Annotated in this window: 13 protein-coding genes and 1 other annotated feature (1 of these 14 cut by a window edge); of the genes, 10 read left to right on the top strand and 3 right to left on the bottom strand. The window is 45.6% G+C overall.

Annotated elements, in window-relative coordinates:
- Positions 1–196 (top strand) — a binding site (T-box leader); it begins 24 nt to the left of the window's first position.
- A gap of 87 nt (positions 197–283) precedes the next feature.
- Entirely contained in the window at positions 284–2,698 is a 2,415-nt protein-coding gene (leuS, locus tag IGJ44_RS15455) for a leucine--tRNA ligase (RefSeq protein ID WP_010749009.1), read from the top strand.
- Positions 2,699–2,803: 105 nt separating this feature from the next.
- On the opposite strand, the gene IGJ44_RS15450 is transcribed toward leuS, so the two are convergent.
- Positions 2,804–3,034: a hypothetical protein gene (locus IGJ44_RS15450; RefSeq protein WP_005227680.1), complete on the bottom strand. Its 231-nt coding sequence runs from the start codon at positions 3,032–3,034 to the stop codon at positions 2,804–2,806.
- Positions 3,035–3,254: 220 nt separating this feature from the next.
- Here IGJ44_RS15450 and IGJ44_RS15445 point away from each other — a divergent pair, with 220 nt between their 5' ends.
- Positions 3,255–3,554 (top strand): DUF5960 family protein, encoded by a 300-nt coding sequence (locus tag IGJ44_RS15445; protein ID WP_005227682.1) that lies wholly within the window; start codon positions 3,255–3,257, stop codon positions 3,552–3,554.
- 72 nt (positions 3,555–3,626) lie between these two features.
- Here the strand turns inward: IGJ44_RS15445 and murE are convergent, their stop codons facing one another.
- Positions 3,627–5,147: a UDP-N-acetylmuramyl-tripeptide synthetase gene (gene murE, locus IGJ44_RS15440; RefSeq protein WP_005227684.1), complete on the bottom strand. Its 1,521-nt coding sequence runs from the start codon at positions 5,145–5,147 to the stop codon at positions 3,627–3,629.
- A gap of 199 nt (positions 5,148–5,346) precedes the next feature.
- Between murE and IGJ44_RS15435 the strand changes: the two genes are divergently transcribed.
- The 3 genes from IGJ44_RS15435 to IGJ44_RS15425 all read left to right on the top strand — a co-directional run bounded on the left by IGJ44_RS15435 (position 5,347) and on the right by IGJ44_RS15425 (position 9,001).
- Positions 5,347–6,993, top strand: coding sequence for a putative polysaccharide biosynthesis protein (locus IGJ44_RS15435; RefSeq protein WP_015510492.1), 1,647 nt, complete (start codon positions 5,347–5,349; stop codon positions 6,991–6,993).
- 69 nt (positions 6,994–7,062) lie between these two features.
- The gene (locus IGJ44_RS15430) at positions 7,063–7,782 is read left to right on the top strand and encodes a pseudouridine synthase (protein WP_074536212.1); all 720 of its coding nucleotides are present in this window, start codon (positions 7,063–7,065) and stop codon (positions 7,780–7,782) included.
- A gap of 196 nt (positions 7,783–7,978) precedes the next feature.
- Positions 7,979–9,001 carry a M23 family metallopeptidase gene (locus tag IGJ44_RS15425; RefSeq protein ID WP_074536210.1) on the top strand — a complete coding sequence of 341 codons (1,023 nt, stop codon included), beginning with the start codon at positions 7,979–7,981 and terminating at the stop codon, positions 8,999–9,001.
- A 94-nt stretch (positions 9,002–9,095) separates the two neighbouring features.
- Here the strand turns inward: IGJ44_RS15425 and IGJ44_RS15420 are convergent, their stop codons facing one another.
- The gene (locus IGJ44_RS15420) at positions 9,096–9,950 is read right to left on the bottom strand and encodes an RluA family pseudouridine synthase (RefSeq protein ID WP_167827324.1); all 855 of its coding nucleotides are present in this window, start codon (positions 9,948–9,950) and stop codon (positions 9,096–9,098) included.
- Between the two features lie 191 nt (positions 9,951–10,141).
- Here IGJ44_RS15420 and IGJ44_RS15415 point away from each other — a divergent pair, with 191 nt between their 5' ends.
- From IGJ44_RS15415 to IGJ44_RS15395, 5 genes are all read left to right on the top strand, one after another.
- Entirely contained in the window at positions 10,142–12,304 is a 2,163-nt protein-coding gene (locus IGJ44_RS15415) for a PBP1A family penicillin-binding protein (RefSeq protein ID WP_005227705.1), read from the top strand.
- 70 nt (positions 12,305–12,374) lie between these two features.
- Positions 12,375–12,716, top strand: coding sequence for a YlbF family regulator (locus IGJ44_RS15410; protein WP_005227708.1), 342 nt, complete (start codon positions 12,375–12,377; stop codon positions 12,714–12,716).
- Between the two features lie 193 nt (positions 12,717–12,909).
- Positions 12,910–14,100 (top strand): metallophosphoesterase family protein, encoded by a 1,191-nt coding sequence (locus IGJ44_RS15405; protein ID WP_233619068.1) that lies wholly within the window; start codon positions 12,910–12,912, stop codon positions 14,098–14,100.
- Entirely contained in the window at positions 14,097–16,772 is a 2,676-nt protein-coding gene (locus tag IGJ44_RS15400; RefSeq protein WP_074536204.1) for an AAA family ATPase, read from the top strand. The genes IGJ44_RS15405 and IGJ44_RS15400 overlap by 4 nt, the downstream gene beginning before the upstream one ends.
- A gap of 16 nt (positions 16,773–16,788) precedes the next feature.
- Positions 16,789–17,733, top strand: coding sequence for a 3'-5' exoribonuclease YhaM family protein (locus tag IGJ44_RS15395; RefSeq protein WP_026008117.1), 945 nt, complete (start codon positions 16,789–16,791; stop codon positions 17,731–17,733).
- Positions 17,734–17,893: the final 160 nt, after the last annotated feature.

The raw sequence follows: 17,893 nt of genomic DNA, 5'->3' as shown, positions 1-17,893 counted from the left end.
TAGAAGTACGGTGGGACTTTTAGAGAGTGCATGGTTGGTGGAAATGCACAGCACACCTTTCGAACTCGTCTTCGAGTGATATCTGACTGAACCTGATTTGGCTAGGCAGATACGGCGATGGCCGTTAAAACATCGAGGTCTGCTTTTTTGAGGAGCAGATAAACTTAGGTGGTACCACGTTGATAACGTCCTATAAAAATCATAGCGATTTTTATAGGACTTTTTTTAAGTTTTGCTGGTTGATTTGACGAGCAAAACACCAATTTTTTAGGAGGAGTCCATCGTGAATTACAATCACAAAGAAATCGAAAAAAAATGGCAAAAATATTGGGCAAAGAAAAATGAATTCAACACCCATGATGAGCCGGACAAACCAAAATTTTATGCGCTAGATATGTTCCCATATCCATCTGGACAAGGATTACATGTCGGACATCCAGAAGGCTATACAGCTACGGATATCTTGAGCCGCTTCAAACGCAGCCAAGGGTACAATGTACTGCACCCAATGGGCTGGGATGCCTTTGGTCTGCCTGCCGAACAATATGCATTAGACACTGGAAATGATCCAGCGGAATTCACGAAGAAAAATATTGAGACCTTCCGCCGTCAAATCAATGCGCTAGGATTCAGCTATGACTGGAATCGTGAAATCAATACGACAGATCCCGAGTACTACAAGTGGACGCAATGGATCTTTACCAAGCTTTATGAAAAAGGGTTAGCTTATGAAGCCGAAGTTCCAGTAAACTGGGTACCAGAGCTTGGGACCGTGATCGCCAATGAAGAAGTCATTGACGGCAAAAGCGAACGGGGCGGCTACGATGTGATCCGCAAACCGATGCGCCAATGGATGCTGAAAATCACAGCGTATGCTGATCGTTTGTTGGACGATTTAGAAGAAGTTGATTGGCCAGAAAGCATCAAAGAAATGCAGCGCAATTGGATCGGACGTTCGGTCGGAGCCAACGTTACGTTTAAAGTGGCAGGGATGGAAAAAGACTTTACCGTCTTTACGACTCGCCCAGATACCTTGTTTGGTGCGACCTACGCCGTATTGGCGCCAGAACATGAGCTAGTGGCCCAAATCACTACACCAGAACAAAAAGCAGCCATTGATGCCTATGTAGAAGAAGCGTCGAAAAAATCTGATTTGAACCGAACAGATTTGGCCAAAGAAAAAACTGGTGTCTTCACAGGTGCCTATGCCATCAATCCCGTGAATGGTAAAGAGATCCCGATTTGGATCGCCGATTATGTTTTGGCTTCTTATGGAACAGGTGCGATCATGGCGGTTCCTGCCCATGACGAACGTGACCACGAATTTGCCAAAACATTTGGCTTAGAGATCATTCCTGTATTGGCAGGGGGCAACGTGGAAGAATCTGCCTATACCGAAGATGGACTGCATATCAATTCAGACTTTTTGGATGGGCTAGACAAAGAGACAGCCATCGAAAAAATGGTCGCATGGTTGGAAGAAAACCACGTTGGGAAAAAAGAAGTCAGCTATCGTCTTCGCGATTGGTTGTTCTCTCGCCAACGGTATTGGGGAGAGCCAATCCCAATCATCCATTGGGAAGATGGTACGACTACGACGCTTCCTGAAGATCAGCTGCCGTTGCGTTTGCCAAAAACCGACAATATCAAACCAAGCGGTACTGGTGAATCGCCATTAGCCAATGTCACAGATTGGGTCAATGTCACCGACCCTGAAACCGGGAAAAAAGGACGTCGTGAAACCAATACGATGCCGCAATGGGCTGGAAGCTCATGGTATTTCTTGCGCTTTATCGATCCTCATAATAAGTCTGTTTTGGCAGACTACGACAAATTGAAACGCTGGATGCCAGTCGATATTTATATCGGTGGCGCAGAGCACGCTGTCTTGCACTTGCTTTATGCTCGCTTCTGGCATAAATTCTTGTATGATATCGGTGTCGTGCCAACGAAAGAACCATTTGAAAAATTGTTCAACCAAGGGATGATCCTTGGGGAAAACAATGAAAAAATGTCAAAATCCCGCGGCAACGTCGTTAATCCAGATGATGTCATCAATCAATACGGTGCGGATACTTTGCGTCTATATGAAATGTTTATGGGACCATTGGATGCATCGATCGCTTGGAATGAGAATGGTCTTGAAGGCAGTCGTAAATTCTTGGATCGTGTGTGGCGCTTGATCGTCGATGAAAATGGCAAAATGCGTGACCGCATCACGACATTCAACGATGGCAAATTGTCGAAAGTTTACCATCAAACCGTTAAGAAAGTGACGGAAGATTTTGAGCAGCTGCACTTCAATACGGCGATTTCCCAATTGATGGTCTTTGTCAATGAAGCGTACAAAGCCGATGCTTTGCCTTACGAATATGTCGAAGGATTTGTGCAGCTATTGGCTCCGATCGCACCGCATATCGGGGAAGAGCTATGGTCGATCCTCGGGAATGACCATGGGATCTCTTATGTGCCATGGCCAACCTATGACGAAAGTGCCCTAGTGGAAGACGAGATCGAAGTCGTCTTTCAAGTCAACGGCAAAGTTCGCGCCAAAGCAATGGTGCCAGCGGATGCCGAAAAAGCAGTGCTTGAACAATTGGCGCAAGAAAACGAACTTGTCCAAGAACAGCTCCAAGGAAAAACGATCCGTAAAGTGATCGTCGTACCGAACAAATTGGTCAATATCGTTGCAAACTAAACGCTAAAAAATAGCTGCCTAGCAGATCGAGGGTCTGTTAGGCAGCTTTTTGGTGACGACAAAGAAAAAAAGTGTTACTGAGTGGTTCTCAGCAACACTTTTTTGTTATTTTTTGCGAATGATCCCATAGAACAAAGCGGCTGTTGCGACCAATGGAATCAAGATCACTAGTAGAAAGCCGTTTGGATACGTAGCGCGAGTGAAAATTTCTGATGAAGCATCACTTCCGCCAAATAGATGATTGGAAATCATGAACTGAGCCATCATAGCAACGATTGCGACAAAACCAATTGCAGCACCAGTACCGACGAAAATTTTTTTCTTTGCGTTGTTCATTACATTTGCCCCTTTTATAGTCTCTATGTATCATTATACAAAATTTGGATGCGTGTTCAATCTGATTTTGTCAAATAATTGATTCGTAATACACTTGAAATGTTTCTGACATATTTAAGCACCAGAAGAGTAAAAATTCCCCTGAAGACCGATCATATTATTCGCTGATCCTCACGGACTCTCGTATAATAAAGTAAGAGAAAAGAAAGAGGGGACTTACATGGAGTATCAATCATTTGAAGGCCAGTCGGCTTTTTTTGAAGATTATGCACGGATTGCCAAACCTGGCTATGAGGAAGAGGCAGTCACTGCCGATGTCTTGGAACAGTTGAATCAACAATTAACAGAAGAAGAGCTGTTTTACCGTTTAGCAGCCGAAGATGCCAAAGAAGGGCAAGTCTTTTTGTTTCCTTTCAGCAAACGAATGTTTACCGAAGACCTTGACGCCGCCATTTCAACAGAATTCCGTTATGATGGCGCACCCTATGTCTATGAGACTTACGAAGACGAACAACCTTAGTCACGCAGAAAAAAAAACTTTCAGATGATCTGTTAAATCATCTGAAAGTTTTTTTGTTGAGGCAACTTGTTGCTATTGGTGTTTGGCTTGCTGCTGCGCTAAGGTCAAGTCACCGATGTAAGGGACTTTTTTTCCAGCGACTTTCAAGTATTGTTCGGCGCCTTTGCCCGCAATAATCACGATATCCTTACTGTCTGCATCAGCAATCGCTGATTTGACGGCTTGAGCCCGATCCATCTCATGAATGATGGCAACTTCAGGATTGGTGATCGCAGCTGCGATTTCTTTTGCGATTGCGGATGCTTCTTCAAAATCAGGATCATCGCTGGTCAGGTAGACTTTGTCCGCATATTCTCCTAGCGCTCGTCCCATATCTGCTCGGCGAGATTGGGCTTTGCCGCCAGCACTGCCAGTGACAAAAAGCAGGCGGCCTTCTGGGCGCAATTGGCGGGCAAGTTCACTTAATGATTGGAAGCTAAGGTAATTGTGGGCATAGTCAACGATCATGACTGCGCCATTTTCTTTTTCTAAAACGATCATTCGTCCAGGGATGATCACTGTCGGCAGGACTTTCTGAGCGTCTTCACGAGAGGCACCCGCTAAGCAGGCAGCTAAAATCGCCGCTGCGGCGTTCTCATGGTTGAAAGAACCTAAGATCCCCAGTTGATATTCACCAGAGACTTGCAAGACATCAGAAGCAGCTGACAGCGCAAAGCCTTTTAGATCTGCCCCTTCTTGGACGACATAATCGGCGTCTGAACGTCCGTAGGTGATATAAGGAACTTGATGGACTTCACAAGTTTCTCGCAGCAAGTGGTAGTGATCGCTTTGGCGATTTAAAATCATCTGTTTGCTGTTGCGGATCAGTTCCCGTTTGCAGTAAAGGTAATCATCATAAGTTGGATGTTCCACTGGTCCAATGTGATCAGGCGAAATATTCAAGAACGCGCCAATATCAAAGGTAATACCGGCGACCCGTTTGGTTTTATAGGCTTGGGAAGAAACCTCCATCACAAGATGGGTCATGCCGTTTGCGACAGCCTCGGCCATCATCTTATAAAGATCCAGTGTTTCGGGGGTCGTCAACACTGCTTCATTAAAGGTTTTTCCGTCGACTGAGTTTTCCTCAGATGAAAAGAATGCTACTTTTTGACCCGTCGATTCTGCTAAAATCGCCCGAGCAAAATAGGCGCAGCTGGTTTTGCCTTTTGTTCCCGTGATGCCGATGGTCACCAACTGTTCTTGAGGATGGCCATAAAACGCTTGAGCGATCACTGCCATCGTTTCTCGAATGTCGGTGACGATGATTCCATAAGTTGCAAAGTTGTCATAGGGCGTTTCTGAAATGTAGCACTGAATCCCTTGGTCAATGGCGGCAGCCAGGTAGCTTTCTTTAAAAGAAGCCCCTTTACAGAAAAAAAGCGTCGCCGCATCGGCTGTTCGCGAGTCGTAGCTTAATGAGGTAAAGGCAAGATCAGTCATTTCTTGCGGCACGGTATAAACCCAATCAGTGGGGGTGATGATTTCTTTCAATAGGTTTTCCTGCAATAAGAGCTTGCGGATCTGTGGCACGGTAATGAGTTCCTTTTGCATCGTTGTTCTCCTTCATTCCTCTAAAGATTTCTCTTATTATAGCATAACTCCTAAAAACCGCCGTTTGGGAGGGAAAAGTTTTCTTTTTTTTCTCCTTATTTTGAAGAAACTTTAAGATGTTGCAAAAATAGATTGCGACCAACCCTTTTTCGAATTAAAATGGAAGGGATATGTTTGTAGAAAGTTGGAGATAATGGCGATGGATAAACACATGCGTTCAGTGTCAAAAGAATTAACTACACAAGAAAAAATGGCTCAAGGATCTGCTTGGATGACGATGGGAAATATCGGCTCACGTTTGCTTGGCGCCATTTACATTTTACCCTGGTATTATTGGATGGGCGCAAATGCGGATAAAGCAAATGCGTTGTTTGGAATGGGCTATAATGTTTACGCCTTATTTTTAATGATCTCCACTGCGGGGATCCCTTCAGCAATTGCCAAACAGATTTCTTTTTACAATTCTCGCCAAGAATACCGCACGAGCCAGAAGCTCTTTTTAAGAGCGTTTCAATTGATGGCAGGTTTTGGCGTGGTGACCGCTGGAATCATGTATTTGGCAGCCCCATGGTTGGCAACGGCTTCAGGCGGAGGCGCAGAATTGATTCCTGCGATGCGCTCATTGAGTATTGCTTTATTGGTTTTTCCTTGTATGAGTGTCATGCGAGGGTATTTCCAAGGAAACCAAGACATGAAACCTTTTGCGATCTCGCAAGTCGTTGAACAAATCGCTCGTGTCTGTTATATGCTTTTGGCGACCTTCATCATTATGCGGGTCATCGAAGGCGAATACACGGCAGCCGTGACGCAATCGACCTTTGCCGCCTTTATCGGTGTCTTAGCCAGCATTTTGGTATTAGGCTATTACTTCCAAAAGCAGCGGGTGCGAATGGATGTTTTAGTCGATATGAGCAAAGAAGAAACGGTGCTGCAAACCAAAGAATTGGTTTTAGCGACCATCAAAGAAGCGATCCCTTTTATTATCGTAGGCTCAGGGATCACGATTTTAAAATTGGTGGATCAGTACACCTTTGTTCGAATGATGAGCAGTTTTACCGAATTTTCAAATGATCAGCTCTTAGAACTAATGGCGATTTTCGGCAGCAACCCTGATAAGCTGACGATGGTGGTTATCGGATTAGCTACTTCCATGGCTTCAACGGGACTGCCTTTGATCAGTGAAGCAGTCGCCAAAAAAGACAAAAAGAACTTAGCCAAATTGATCAGCAACAACTTGCAATTGTATTCCTTTGTAATGTTTCCAGCGACTTTTGGGATGATCGTACTGTCTTATCCTCTATACACCTTGTTTTATCGTCCAGATGCGTTAGGGGCGAGCGTCTTAGTCGCTGCCTGTCTGTCTGGTCTGGTCTTGGGCTTGTTTATGCTTAGTTCGAGTATGCTGCAAGGGATGTACCACAACAAAGAAGCGGTTGTTTTCTTCTTTGTAGGATTACTGGTGAAAGTGATCTTGCAGTATCCAGCGATTCGTTTGTTCCAAGTCTACGGTCCATTGGTTTCTACCACGATTGCCTTAGGGATCGTCTGCTGGTTAAATATTCGCAAAATGATTCGCAAAGGCCATTTCAATGTAAACTTAACGTTGCGACGGACATTATTGATTGGGGCGATGACGATCATTATGGTGATCGCAGCGTTGATCGCTCGCCAACTCTTTGGGCTTGTCTTGAGCTCTGAAAGAAAAGTCCAAGCCTTTATCTTGAGCTTGCTAGTAGCAGGAGTCGGCGGCAGTGTATACATCTACATTGCGCTGAAATTGCGTTTAGCTGAAAAATTACTCGGCTCATCAATGGTTCGTTTACGCCAGAAATTACACATCAAATAAAACTAGAAGCAGCCGCTGAGCCTCCTTTGCGAGACCTTGGCGGCTGTTTTATATGAAAGGAAGAAACCGATGCGTTTAGACAAGTTTTTAGCGGATATGGGTTATGGCTCCCGCAAAGAAGTGAAACAGTTGATCAAAAAAGGTCTCGTGACCGTCAATGGACAAGTCATCAAGAGTGACAAAGCGCAAGTACTAGAAACACAAGATACCGTTTGTTTTGAGGGGGAACCCATCGTCTATCAAAGCCAGTTTTATTATTTGCTGAATAAACCCGCCGGCGTGATTTCGGCAACTGTCGATTCCTATGAAGAGACGGTCTTAGATTTGTTTTCTGAAGAAGCGTTTCGCGAAGATTTGTTTCCAGTAGGACGGTTGGATAAAGACACCGAAGGCTTTTTGCTGATTACGAACGATGGCGGATTGGCGCATCAATTATTGTCGCCTAAGAAGCATGTGGAAAAAGAATATTATGCCCAAGTCGAGGGAATCATGACAGCGGAGGATCAAAAAACCTTTGCCAAAGGCATCAAATTAGACGGCGAGTGGACCTTGCCGGCTGAACTGCAGATCCTCAACGTCGATGAAGAAGAAACGCGCAGCGAAATCAAACTGATCCTCCATGAAGGCAAGTTTCATCAAGTCAAACGGATGGTCCATGCAGTAGGAAAAGAAGTCGTTTATTTGAAACGGATTCGCATGGGAGGCCTGTCCCTGCCAGATGATTTGGCATTAGGCGAGTATCGGGAATTAACGTCTGAGGAATTGGCGAAGCTGCAAGAGCGAGGATAAGGCGGTTGGCGAGCTAAAGAAATTCTTATGAAAGTTGTTATTTGGCTGCAATATTTGTAAAAAAAGCCCGTTTTATAGGTAATTTACATGAAAATTTGCAACAATAGACTTTAAACTGTTGGAAAAACCCTCTTTTTTTTCATGAATAAGCATGTTAAAGTAGCCAAGCTACTAAAAAAAAGAAGGAGTTGCCTCATTGAAGAAAAAGATTTTTTTATTGCTCGCCCTTACGTTGCCGCTTTTCCAGCCAGCTGTCAGTTATGCTGCTGAAACGAAGAGCACTGAGGAACTGACGGTTTTGACTGCAGAACTTGCCACGTATGAAGAGGAAGTCACCACTAGCCAACAGAAAGTCACAGCGCTGGAAAGTCAATTAGCGGATTATCAGGAAGAATTAACCCAATTAGCACAAGAAAGCCAGGAAGTTCAAACGCAGATCGCTGCTCTGAATGACCAAAAAGCCCAGCATCAAGAAAGCCAAGCGCCAAGCAGCCTGGTAGTCGACGGACCACAAGCCACGATCCAACAACTACGCAAGTTTAGTGAACAACAAGCGGCTTTACGGGAAGTGAACCAACAATTGGCGGAAAAAGAAGCCGAACAACAACGAATCACTTCGTACCAAACCTTGACGCAAGCCCAATTAGTACATAGCGAAGAACAATTAGCAACAGCCAAAAAAGAATTGCAGTCCCAACAAGAGCAGCTGCAGCAGACGCAAGCCCAAGTGCAAGACCTACAAGAAAAAGTGGAGCAAGAAGCAAAAGCAGCTGAAGAAGCGAAACAAAAAGCCAAAGAAGCAGCGGAGAAAGCGGCAGCCAGTGAATTTTCACTGCCAATCACTGGCTCCGTGTCGATCTCCAGCGGTTTTGGTACTCGAGCAGACCCGACTGGTTTTTCAGGGACGCAGCATGACGGGATCGACTTCACAGGTCAAGCGGGGGAGAAGATCGTCGCCGCTCGTGATGGACAGGTAGAAGATGCTGGTTATGGTCCAAGCACGGGGAATTACGTGATTTTGGCTCATGATAACGGCTTTTACTCGTATTATTTTCACTTAACAACTATCAGTGTCTCGAAGGGGGCAACCGTTGCAGTCGGCGAGCAAGTCGGTACGATGGGGACGACTGGAAACTCGACTGGCGTCCATTTGCACTTTGGATTGAGTAAGACGTTGTGGTCAGATTTCGTTGATCCAGCAGCTTACTTACCGCTATAAGCCGAAGCACCGAGTAGAAACATTGAAAAAAACATCTGAAACCAAAAAGCATGACTGACAAGAGGGGTTCCTCAAGTCGTCATGCTTTTTTTGTTTACCACAAGCCCGGTTGAGCGATGATCACTAACTGTTCTTTGGTAAAGGGATGCTCCAGATGCAATTCATAGCCATGCAGCAGCAAACGCGGCGCTGGTTTGTTTTGGTAAAGCGTGTCACCGACGACTGGATGACAGATACTGGCAAGGTGGACGCGAATTTGGTGGGTCCTCCCCGTATCTAACACACAATACACATCGGTCGTCTTTTGTTGGGTGTGGGCGATGGTTACATGGGTGACGGCTGACTGACCGTTGCGGGGGTCAATGATTCGCTTGCGACGATCGTGACGGTCACGACCGATTTTTTTGGCGATCGTTTGATCTTGCGTAAGTTTACCCCAAACTGTGGCTTGATAGCGGCGGAAAATCTGTTTGTTTTCCAACATTCGACCCAAGATCGGCAACACCAAAGGATTTTTTGCGAATAAAACGACACCGCTGGTTTCTTTGTCTAGACGATGGACCACATAAGGCTGCTGCTGTTTCGGCGCAAGGTAAGCAGCTGCATCATTCAATAGGGTATCTGCTTCTAATGGCTGATTGGGGTGCGTCTTGACCCCCGCAGGCTTGTTCAGCACCAATAAGTGCTCATCTTCAAAAAGTACGTCGACTTTGTCTGCTTGGCCTAACTGGATCGGCTGATAGCTGTAATCACTGTCTTCAATGATCAAAGTGATTTGATCGCCGCCACGAACTTCTTGATGAAACATCGCGGGCTGCTGATTGACGGTAACATTTTTCCGTGTGCGCAGAAAATGGCGCACTTTTCGTGGGACGAGCCACTCTTGTTCCAACAACTCGCGAAGCGGCATGGGCGGGTGATTTTCGGGTAAAGTCATGGTGTATTCCATAAAAACGTCCTTTCTTTGCTGTTCGCTATCGACTATTATAGCATCTTTAAGCTTTTCTTATAAAAAAAACAATAAAAAACAGAGCATTCAATGCTAGAATAATAAAGCATTCTTTTCGAATGAAATTACGTCTAGAGCCGTATAACAAAGAAAGTCATTTATGCTACACTTAACCAAAGGAGCGTGAAGTAATGGATTGGAAACACATCCTTCACAAAATAAAGACCGGTTGGCTGACCTTTTGGCGCTGGTTAAAACCGTATTTGCAGCAATTTCATCAATGGCGCAAGCGGGTTTGGAAAAAATACCACGTAAATAAAATTTTTATTTTACTTAGTTTAGTTGCTATCTTAATCATGAGCGGGTATTTATTTTATATTGCCAAAAATACGAAAGTCAGTGAATTAGAGTCAGGTCTGAAAGAATCGACGGTGATTTTTGATGCCAATGGTGATGAAGCAGGGCAGTTGTACTCGCAAAAAGGCACGTACGTTTCTCTTGATGCCATCTCCAGTGATGTGGTCAACGCCTTGATCTCAACCGAAGACCGCAACTTCTATAATCACCACGGGTTTGATATCAAGGGGATCGCTCGGGCAGCCCTGCGCATGCTGGTCAACCGCAGTGCCGAAGGCGGTGGGGGAAGTACCATCACCCAGCAGCTTGCCAAAAATGCCTATCTGTCCTTGGATCAAACCTTTAGTCGAAAAGCCAAGGAGCTTTTCTTAGCGATCGAGATCGAGAAGAAATATTCCAAAGATGAGATTTTGGAAATGTATTTGAACAGTTCCTATTTCGGTAACGGGGTTTGGGGCATTCAAGATGCCTCGCTAAAATATTTCGGTGTCAATGCTTCTGAACTAAGCGTGGGAGAAGCTGCGACGTTGGTGGGGATGCTCAAAGGTCCTTCGATCTATAACCCGATCGACAATCTGGAAAACGCCACGAACCGTCGCGATACCGTCTTGAGTTTGATGGTGGATAACGGCAAGTTGGACCAGTCCGTTGCTGACCAAGAATCACAAGTTGCCTTAGCCAATTTACTGTATGATGGATTTGGCAATTCAGAATCTGGCTATAAGTATCCTTATTATTTCGATGCGGTCATCGATGAAGCTGAATCCTATGGGTTGGACGCCGATGATGTCATGAATCGCGGCTACAAGATCTATACAGCACTGGATCAAAACTACCAAGCGCAAATGGAAGCTGCCTATAAAAACGATGCCTTGTTCCCTGAAAATGCCGCTGATGGCACGATGGTGCAATCAGGCTCTGTCGCACTTGATCCGAATACCGGTGGGGTGCAAGCGGTGGTGGGTCGTCGTGGCGAGCACGTCTTTAGAGGCTTTAATTTTGCCACGCAAATGAAACGTTCACCAGGCTCCACGATCAAACCGATCAGCGTCTTCGCCCCTGCCCTAGAAGCTGGGTTTGAACCCGATAGTATCCTGAAAGACGAGCCCCTCGATTTTTATGATGCTCAAAACTTTGATGGGACCTATGCTGGCGAAGCAGTCATGTATCAAGCCCTCGCCCAAAGCCTGAATCTGCCAGCAGTTTGGCTGTTGCATGAGATCGGCTTAGATCGTGGGTACAGCAAAGCACAAGAGTTTGGACTTTCCTTGACCGAATCCGACAAATATTATGGCTTAGCATTAGGTGGTTTGGAAAAAGGGGAATCTCCAATGACGATGGCAGCAGCGTATGGCGTTTTCGCAAATGGCGGGTATTACTACAAACCGCATTTGATCACCAAAATCGTTGATTCTACTGGTGCCGTGATCGTTGACAATACGTCTGTGCAAGGCAAACGGGTGATTTCTAAAGAGACCGCTGATAAAATGACGAGCATGATGCTGGGCACCTTCTCTAACGGGACGGGTGTTAGTGCCAGTCCGTACGGCTTTACGATCGCCGGTAAGACGGGTACGACAGAGACCAACTTTGATGCTTCTAAGGTCAATGACCAATGGATCGTCGGCTATACTCCTGATATGGTTCTTTCAACTTGGTTAGGATTTGAGCATGTGAGTGAAGATCATTACTTAACAGGAACCAGTGGGCAAGTCGTTGGGAAAATATTCAAAGCAGAGGCCGAAAGCTTACTGCCTTATAGTCAAGGCACCCAATTCCAAGTTGCAGACGCTTATTGGACAGGCGGAAAACTGATGGCGGCCGATGAAGTACCAGATCCTGAGAGCAGTACGTCACAAAATGGCAATGATTGGCAGAAAACCATCGATGACTTTGCCGAAAGCGCCAAAGAAGGCATGAAGGAATTCGGCAGCAAGATCAAAGAAGGAACGAAAGAACTGTTTGGCGGCTTATGGAATTCCATCAGCGGAAATTAAAGGAATTAGGCAACTGCTAGTCTAGAACCTGAGAAGAATGGTATACTAGAAAAAAAGAGGAGGCGTCAAAATGGCAAATATTTATGATACAGCAAACCAATTAGAACGTGAATTACGCGAGTCAGAACAGTTTCAAGATTTGAAAGGTTCTTTCGACCGCTTGAAAGCAAATGAAGAAGCGTATGCGTTATTCAAAGAGTTTCAAGAGTTGCAACAAAGCCTGCAACAAAAAATGATGGCTGGCGAAGAAATGACAGAAGAAGAAGCGCAAAAAGCCCAAGAATTATCGCAAAAAATTCAACAAGACGGCATTGTTTCTGACTTGATGCAAAAAGAGCAAGCCTTCAGCTTAGTAGCCAATGACTTGAACCGCATCATCATGGGTCCTGTAAGAGATCTATACGAAGCGTAATCGCCAACAAACAAAGACCAAAGAAGCAAGTGAATCTTCAGAGCAATCGGCTGCAACTGCAAGAGCCTTTTCCAAAGAAGTTTCAAAATCGCTTCTTTGGTTTTTTTTATGAGAAAGGCGAACAAATTTTCGTATTTTGCTGACGAAATGCCTGAGAAATGTTATGATAGAAGCATTAAGGAGGGAGAAAGAAATGCGATTTTTACATAGTGCAGACCTGCATATCGACCGGTCATTTGAAGGGGTTCATTTGTTATCTGAAAAAGTGAAGACCCAACTCCCTGCCATCAATCAAAAAATCATCCGTAATTTGGTGGATGTTGCCTTAGAAAAAGCGGTCGATTTTGTTTTGCTGGCTGGGGATACATTCCATCAAGCACGGCCGAGTCTAAAAGTGCAGCATGACTTTTTTGCCCAACTGCAACGACTAGGGGAAGCACAGATCCCTGTCTATATGATTTTCGGCAACCATGATTATTATGATCCGCAACGGTATTGGTTTGCTTTTCCAGAAAACGTCATTCTCTTTTCATCAGAAGAAGTTCAAACGGTTCAAGGAACAACGAAAAACGGTGAAACCTATGCAATCAGTGGATTTAGCTACCAACATCCTTGGATCACTGAAAATAAAGTAACAGAATTTCCTGCAAGAGCAGCGGTGGATTACCATATTGGGCTTTACCACGGGGACCAAGCTGGTGAACGGTATGCCCCCTTTTCAATCAGTGAAATGAAGCAAAAAGGCTATGATTATTGGGGCTTGGGGCACATCCATGTACCTAAGACGCTCTCAGAGCAGCCACCGATTCTCTATCCCGGCACACCTCAAGGAAAGACCAAGAAAGAACAGGCGACTGGGGTGATTTTGGCAGACTTATCACCGCAGGGACCAACGATCGAGCGCTTGGAGATCGCAGAGATCGCTTGGCAAAAGCAAGTGGTCTCCTTAGCGGATGTGACTGCCTCGAATGCCGTATTGCCAGCGATCATTGAGCGCTTAAAAAGCCCTCGTTCGCGCTTGCTGCATCTGGTGTTGACCGATGTGCAGCAGCTGCCGCCAGATTGGTTTCCAGCTGCGGAAAAAAATGAATGGCTGACCTACCTCAATGAACGGTTGGCACAAACAGAGCCGCTGCAAGTGATCTATGCCCTTGAAGTCGAGCAAGCCAATGAAGACAAGATCGCATTGGCGGTATCAGAAGATTATATGCTGCAGTTTTTAGCGATGTATGAGTCACCAGAGATGTTTGCGGACCGACTGTCGGATCTATTGCAGCATCCGCTGATCCAGCGGGGGATCACCCATGAATCATTTCAAGAAGAAGTCTTGCAGCAAGCCAAGCAATTGTTGAAAGACGACTTTCAATGGGAGGAGCAGTCATGAGAATTTTAAAAGCAGAGATTACCGGTTTTGGGAAATACCATGAACAAAGCTTTGCCTTTCATCCGCAAAATCAGCTGCTCTTTGGGCACAACGAGATCGGAAAATCGACGTTGTATCAATTTATTGCCGCCATTTTGTTTGGCTTTCCGAAAAAGACAGCCAAGAAAAAAGACTATACCCCCAAAAACGGTGCTGCTTACGGTGGCAAGTTATGGTTGGCGCTGGAACCCTTCGGCGAAGTGATCGTGGAACGCTATCGGCAAGTGGACCGTGGTCGTGCCAAAGTCCATGTCGCTGGCCAGACGGTCGATGAGCAATGGCTGGCACAACACCTGCAGCCCCTCAATCGAGCATTGTTCTTCGATGTCTTTACTTTTCAGCAAGAGCAATTGACCCAGATCGATAAGCTAGAAGAAAATGAGCTGCACCAAGCGTTGATTTCTCTAGGGATCAGCGGCAGTCAAAAAATGCTGCAGCAAGTGGCGCAATATGAAACCATCAATCAGCAGCAATACAAGCCACGAGGGCAAAAGCTGCCTTTGAATCAAGCGTTAAAACAATTAGAAAAACTGCAAAAAACGATTGCGGAAAAAGAAAGCGAAGAAAGCCGCATCCAACAGCAGTATCAGCAGATCGCCCAGCTGCAAGAACAGATCCAAGACTTGCGGCACCAGTATCAAGCATTGAATGACGCTTATCAGGAAAATCAGCAACAGCTGAGTCACTGGGGCCTTTATGAAGAGTGGCAGCAAATGGCACCAGCAGATACGCTAGCCGATCCTCAGCAAGTCCAAGCCATCAAACAGTTTTATCAGCAGTATCAGCAGCTGACGGAAGAAATTCGCAAAAAAGAAGCCGAATTAGATCAGTTGGAGCAAGGAAAAGAATCAGACAAGTATTTCTTTTACCTTGATCACGAGCATCAGATCAATCACTTGCTGCAGCAGCAAGTGACGATGGCGCGTTTGGCAGATCGTGAAGCAGCAGCCAATCAACAAGAAACTGTCGCCATCACAGAGTTGAATCGCTTGATTGAAAAGCGCCAGTGGAGCAGAGAATCGCCGCCGCTAGTAACGGCTTCGATCCATGAACAAACCACACGTTTACTGCAAGAACGTGTGCAGTTAGAAGAGCTCGAAAAGCGCATGAGGCATTTAGAAGAAAAAGCGCAACCTTTGCAAGACACCGCGGCCCGCTTAGAACAGCAGCATCCTCAATTGATTGGCCGCAAGCCCGTTTCTCGCCCACTATGGCCGCTAGGGATCGTCGGTGGGCTAGTCGCAGTGATCGGTATCTTTTTGCCAAGTCCGTGGCGCTGGCTTGCATTAGGTGCGGGGATCGCAGCGATCACCGGCAGTATTTTGCCGCTGATGAAAGCAGCACCAAACAAGCAGCAAGGCATCAAGCAAGAATGGCAGACGGTCCTCATGCAGTTGGATCTACTGGGCGAAGAGTTGGCACAGCTGGAAAATGAACAGCAGCAAAAGCAACAGCAGATCAGCCGTGCCCACCAAGCGTTGACACCCTTTTTTGGTGATTTGCCGGTGGAAAACTGGCAGTCGTATCTATTGGCCTATGATGAAGATGTTGCTAGCTATCAAGCCTACTCGCAGCAGCGCAAGCAAGCCTATCAAGAACGGCAAGCGGTCACGGAAGAATTGGCCCCCTTTGAGGAGCAATTCCGCCCGTATGCGGAGTGGCTGCCGCTGCAAAACAAAACCTTGTTAGAAAAAGCGGCGATGTTGCAGAAGTTTCATGAAGAGATGCAAACGATCAAGCTTTCGCGGTTGCAACAACCTAGCACGTTACTGGCCCAACAATTGACCCGTACCCGCAACGAACGCGACCAGCTGTTTGCCCAAGCCAGTGCGCTCTTGCAGCAGCAAGGGTTAGATCACCCTGCAGAAATCAGCCTCTGGTTGAAGCAATGGGAAGCAGCGCAGCGCACGCAGCAGCGAGCAGAAGAATTGGCGGGGATGTTAACACCGATCTATCCCAAACCAGTCACACAAGCAGAATTGCTGCAGCAAAAAGACCAGATCAAGCAGCAGCAAACACAGCTTCAGGCACAAATGCAGCAGTTGACGGAGCACAAACAGCGCTTGGAATTAGAAGCAGCAGCCAGTCAAAAAAACGGCACCTTGAATCAGCTTTATCAAGAAGAAAGTGAGCTGAAGGCGGTCATTGAAGAACTCGCTGTGGCATGGGGCAGTCGTCAGTTGGCGGCTTCAATTTTGACGGATGTCACGACTGAATTGTCAGAACAGCAATTGCCGCAGCTATTGTCAGCCGCTTCGACTTATTTTGAACAGCTTTCAAACGGACGTTATCAAAAGATTCTTCTGGAAAATGGTCTGTTAGTAGCGGCAAATGCCAGCGAGACCTTTTCGATCATTGACTTGTCCACAGGAACGAAGGATCAGTTGATCATGGCGTTACGTTTCGGTTATCTAGCGCTGCAAAAAAATCACCCGTTGTGCCCGATCATTATTGATGATGGTTGGTTGCATTATGACAGTGTTCGTAAGGAACGCTTCGCAGCACTATTAAAAGAGTTTGGACAAAGTTATCAAGTAATTTGTTTGTCTTCTGACCAAGAAATGGTAAGCTATTATCAGAAGTACCAGCAGCCTATCCAGGATCTGAGTAAAGGAAGTGAAAGATTTGGCTGATCGGCCAAATAAGCCCATGAAAAAAATTCGTGAATTAACTGTTGATGAAACGTTTCAACTTTTCTTACTGATCAAAAATGCCGATGTACGGATCGCGAAAAACGGCAAAAAGTTTATTGCCTTCACGTTTCAGGATACATCTGGCACGATCGATGGAAAGTTTTGGGATGCATCAGATGAAGAAATCGCCCGTTTTGAACCCGGGAAAGTGGTACTACTAGATGGGAAACGAGAAGTTTACCAAGGCAATCCGCAAGTCAAAATCATGCATTTGCGTTTAGCGAAGCCGGAAGAACCCCACGAACCAAGCCAATACATGGAAAAAGCGCCCTTGCGAAAAGAAGAGATGGAAGAAGAAATCAGTCAAACCTTGTTTGAGATCACAAATCCTCACTGGAATCGCATCGTCCGTTTCTTGTTGAACAAGTATAAAAAGGAATTCTTTGATTTTCCAGCTGCGAAGCGCAATCACCATGCCTTCGCCAGTGGATTGGCGTATCATACGACAACTATGCTGCGCTTAGGAAAAGCGATCGTCAAAGAATACCCTGAATTAAATGCGTCACTGCTGTATGCGGGCATTATTTTACATGATTTAGGAAAAGTGATCGAGTTGACAGGTCCCATGACGACAGAATATACCTTAGCGGGGAATCTAGTAGGGCATTTGGTCTTAGTGGATGAAGAAATCACGCAAGCCTGTATTGCTTTGAAATTTGATGACAAACAAGAAGACATCGTTGTTTTGCGGCATATGGTCTTAGCCCACCATGGTTTATTAGAATATGGGTCACCTGTTCGGCCCCGCATAATGGAAGCGGAGATCCTCCATCAGATCGATAATTTGGATGCTTCCATGCAAATGATGCTGACCTCGATCCGCCTGACAGAACCTGGTCAATACACAGACCGAATTTTTGGCATGGACAATCGGAGTTTTTATGTACCGAAAGAAGTGTAGCAGTGATGTTGCAGCTTGATCGATCAAAGTGAATGATAGAAAGAATAAAAACCACGCTAGGCTTGCTTAGCGTGGCTTTTTTAGCTGCTGGAAAAGCAGTTGGATCGTAGATAGAAATCTAATCGGCACAAAAAAAGAAGCACCGCTATGACGGCACTTC

The sequence above is a fragment of the Enterococcus sp. DIV1368d genome, from assembly GCF_050542975.1.
Taxonomy (GTDB): Bacteria; Bacillota; Bacilli; order Lactobacillales; family Enterococcaceae; genus Enterococcus_D; species Enterococcus_D casseliflavus.
The sequence above is the reverse complement of the archived record's forward strand: the minus strand, read 5'-3'. Positions and strand labels throughout refer to the sequence as shown.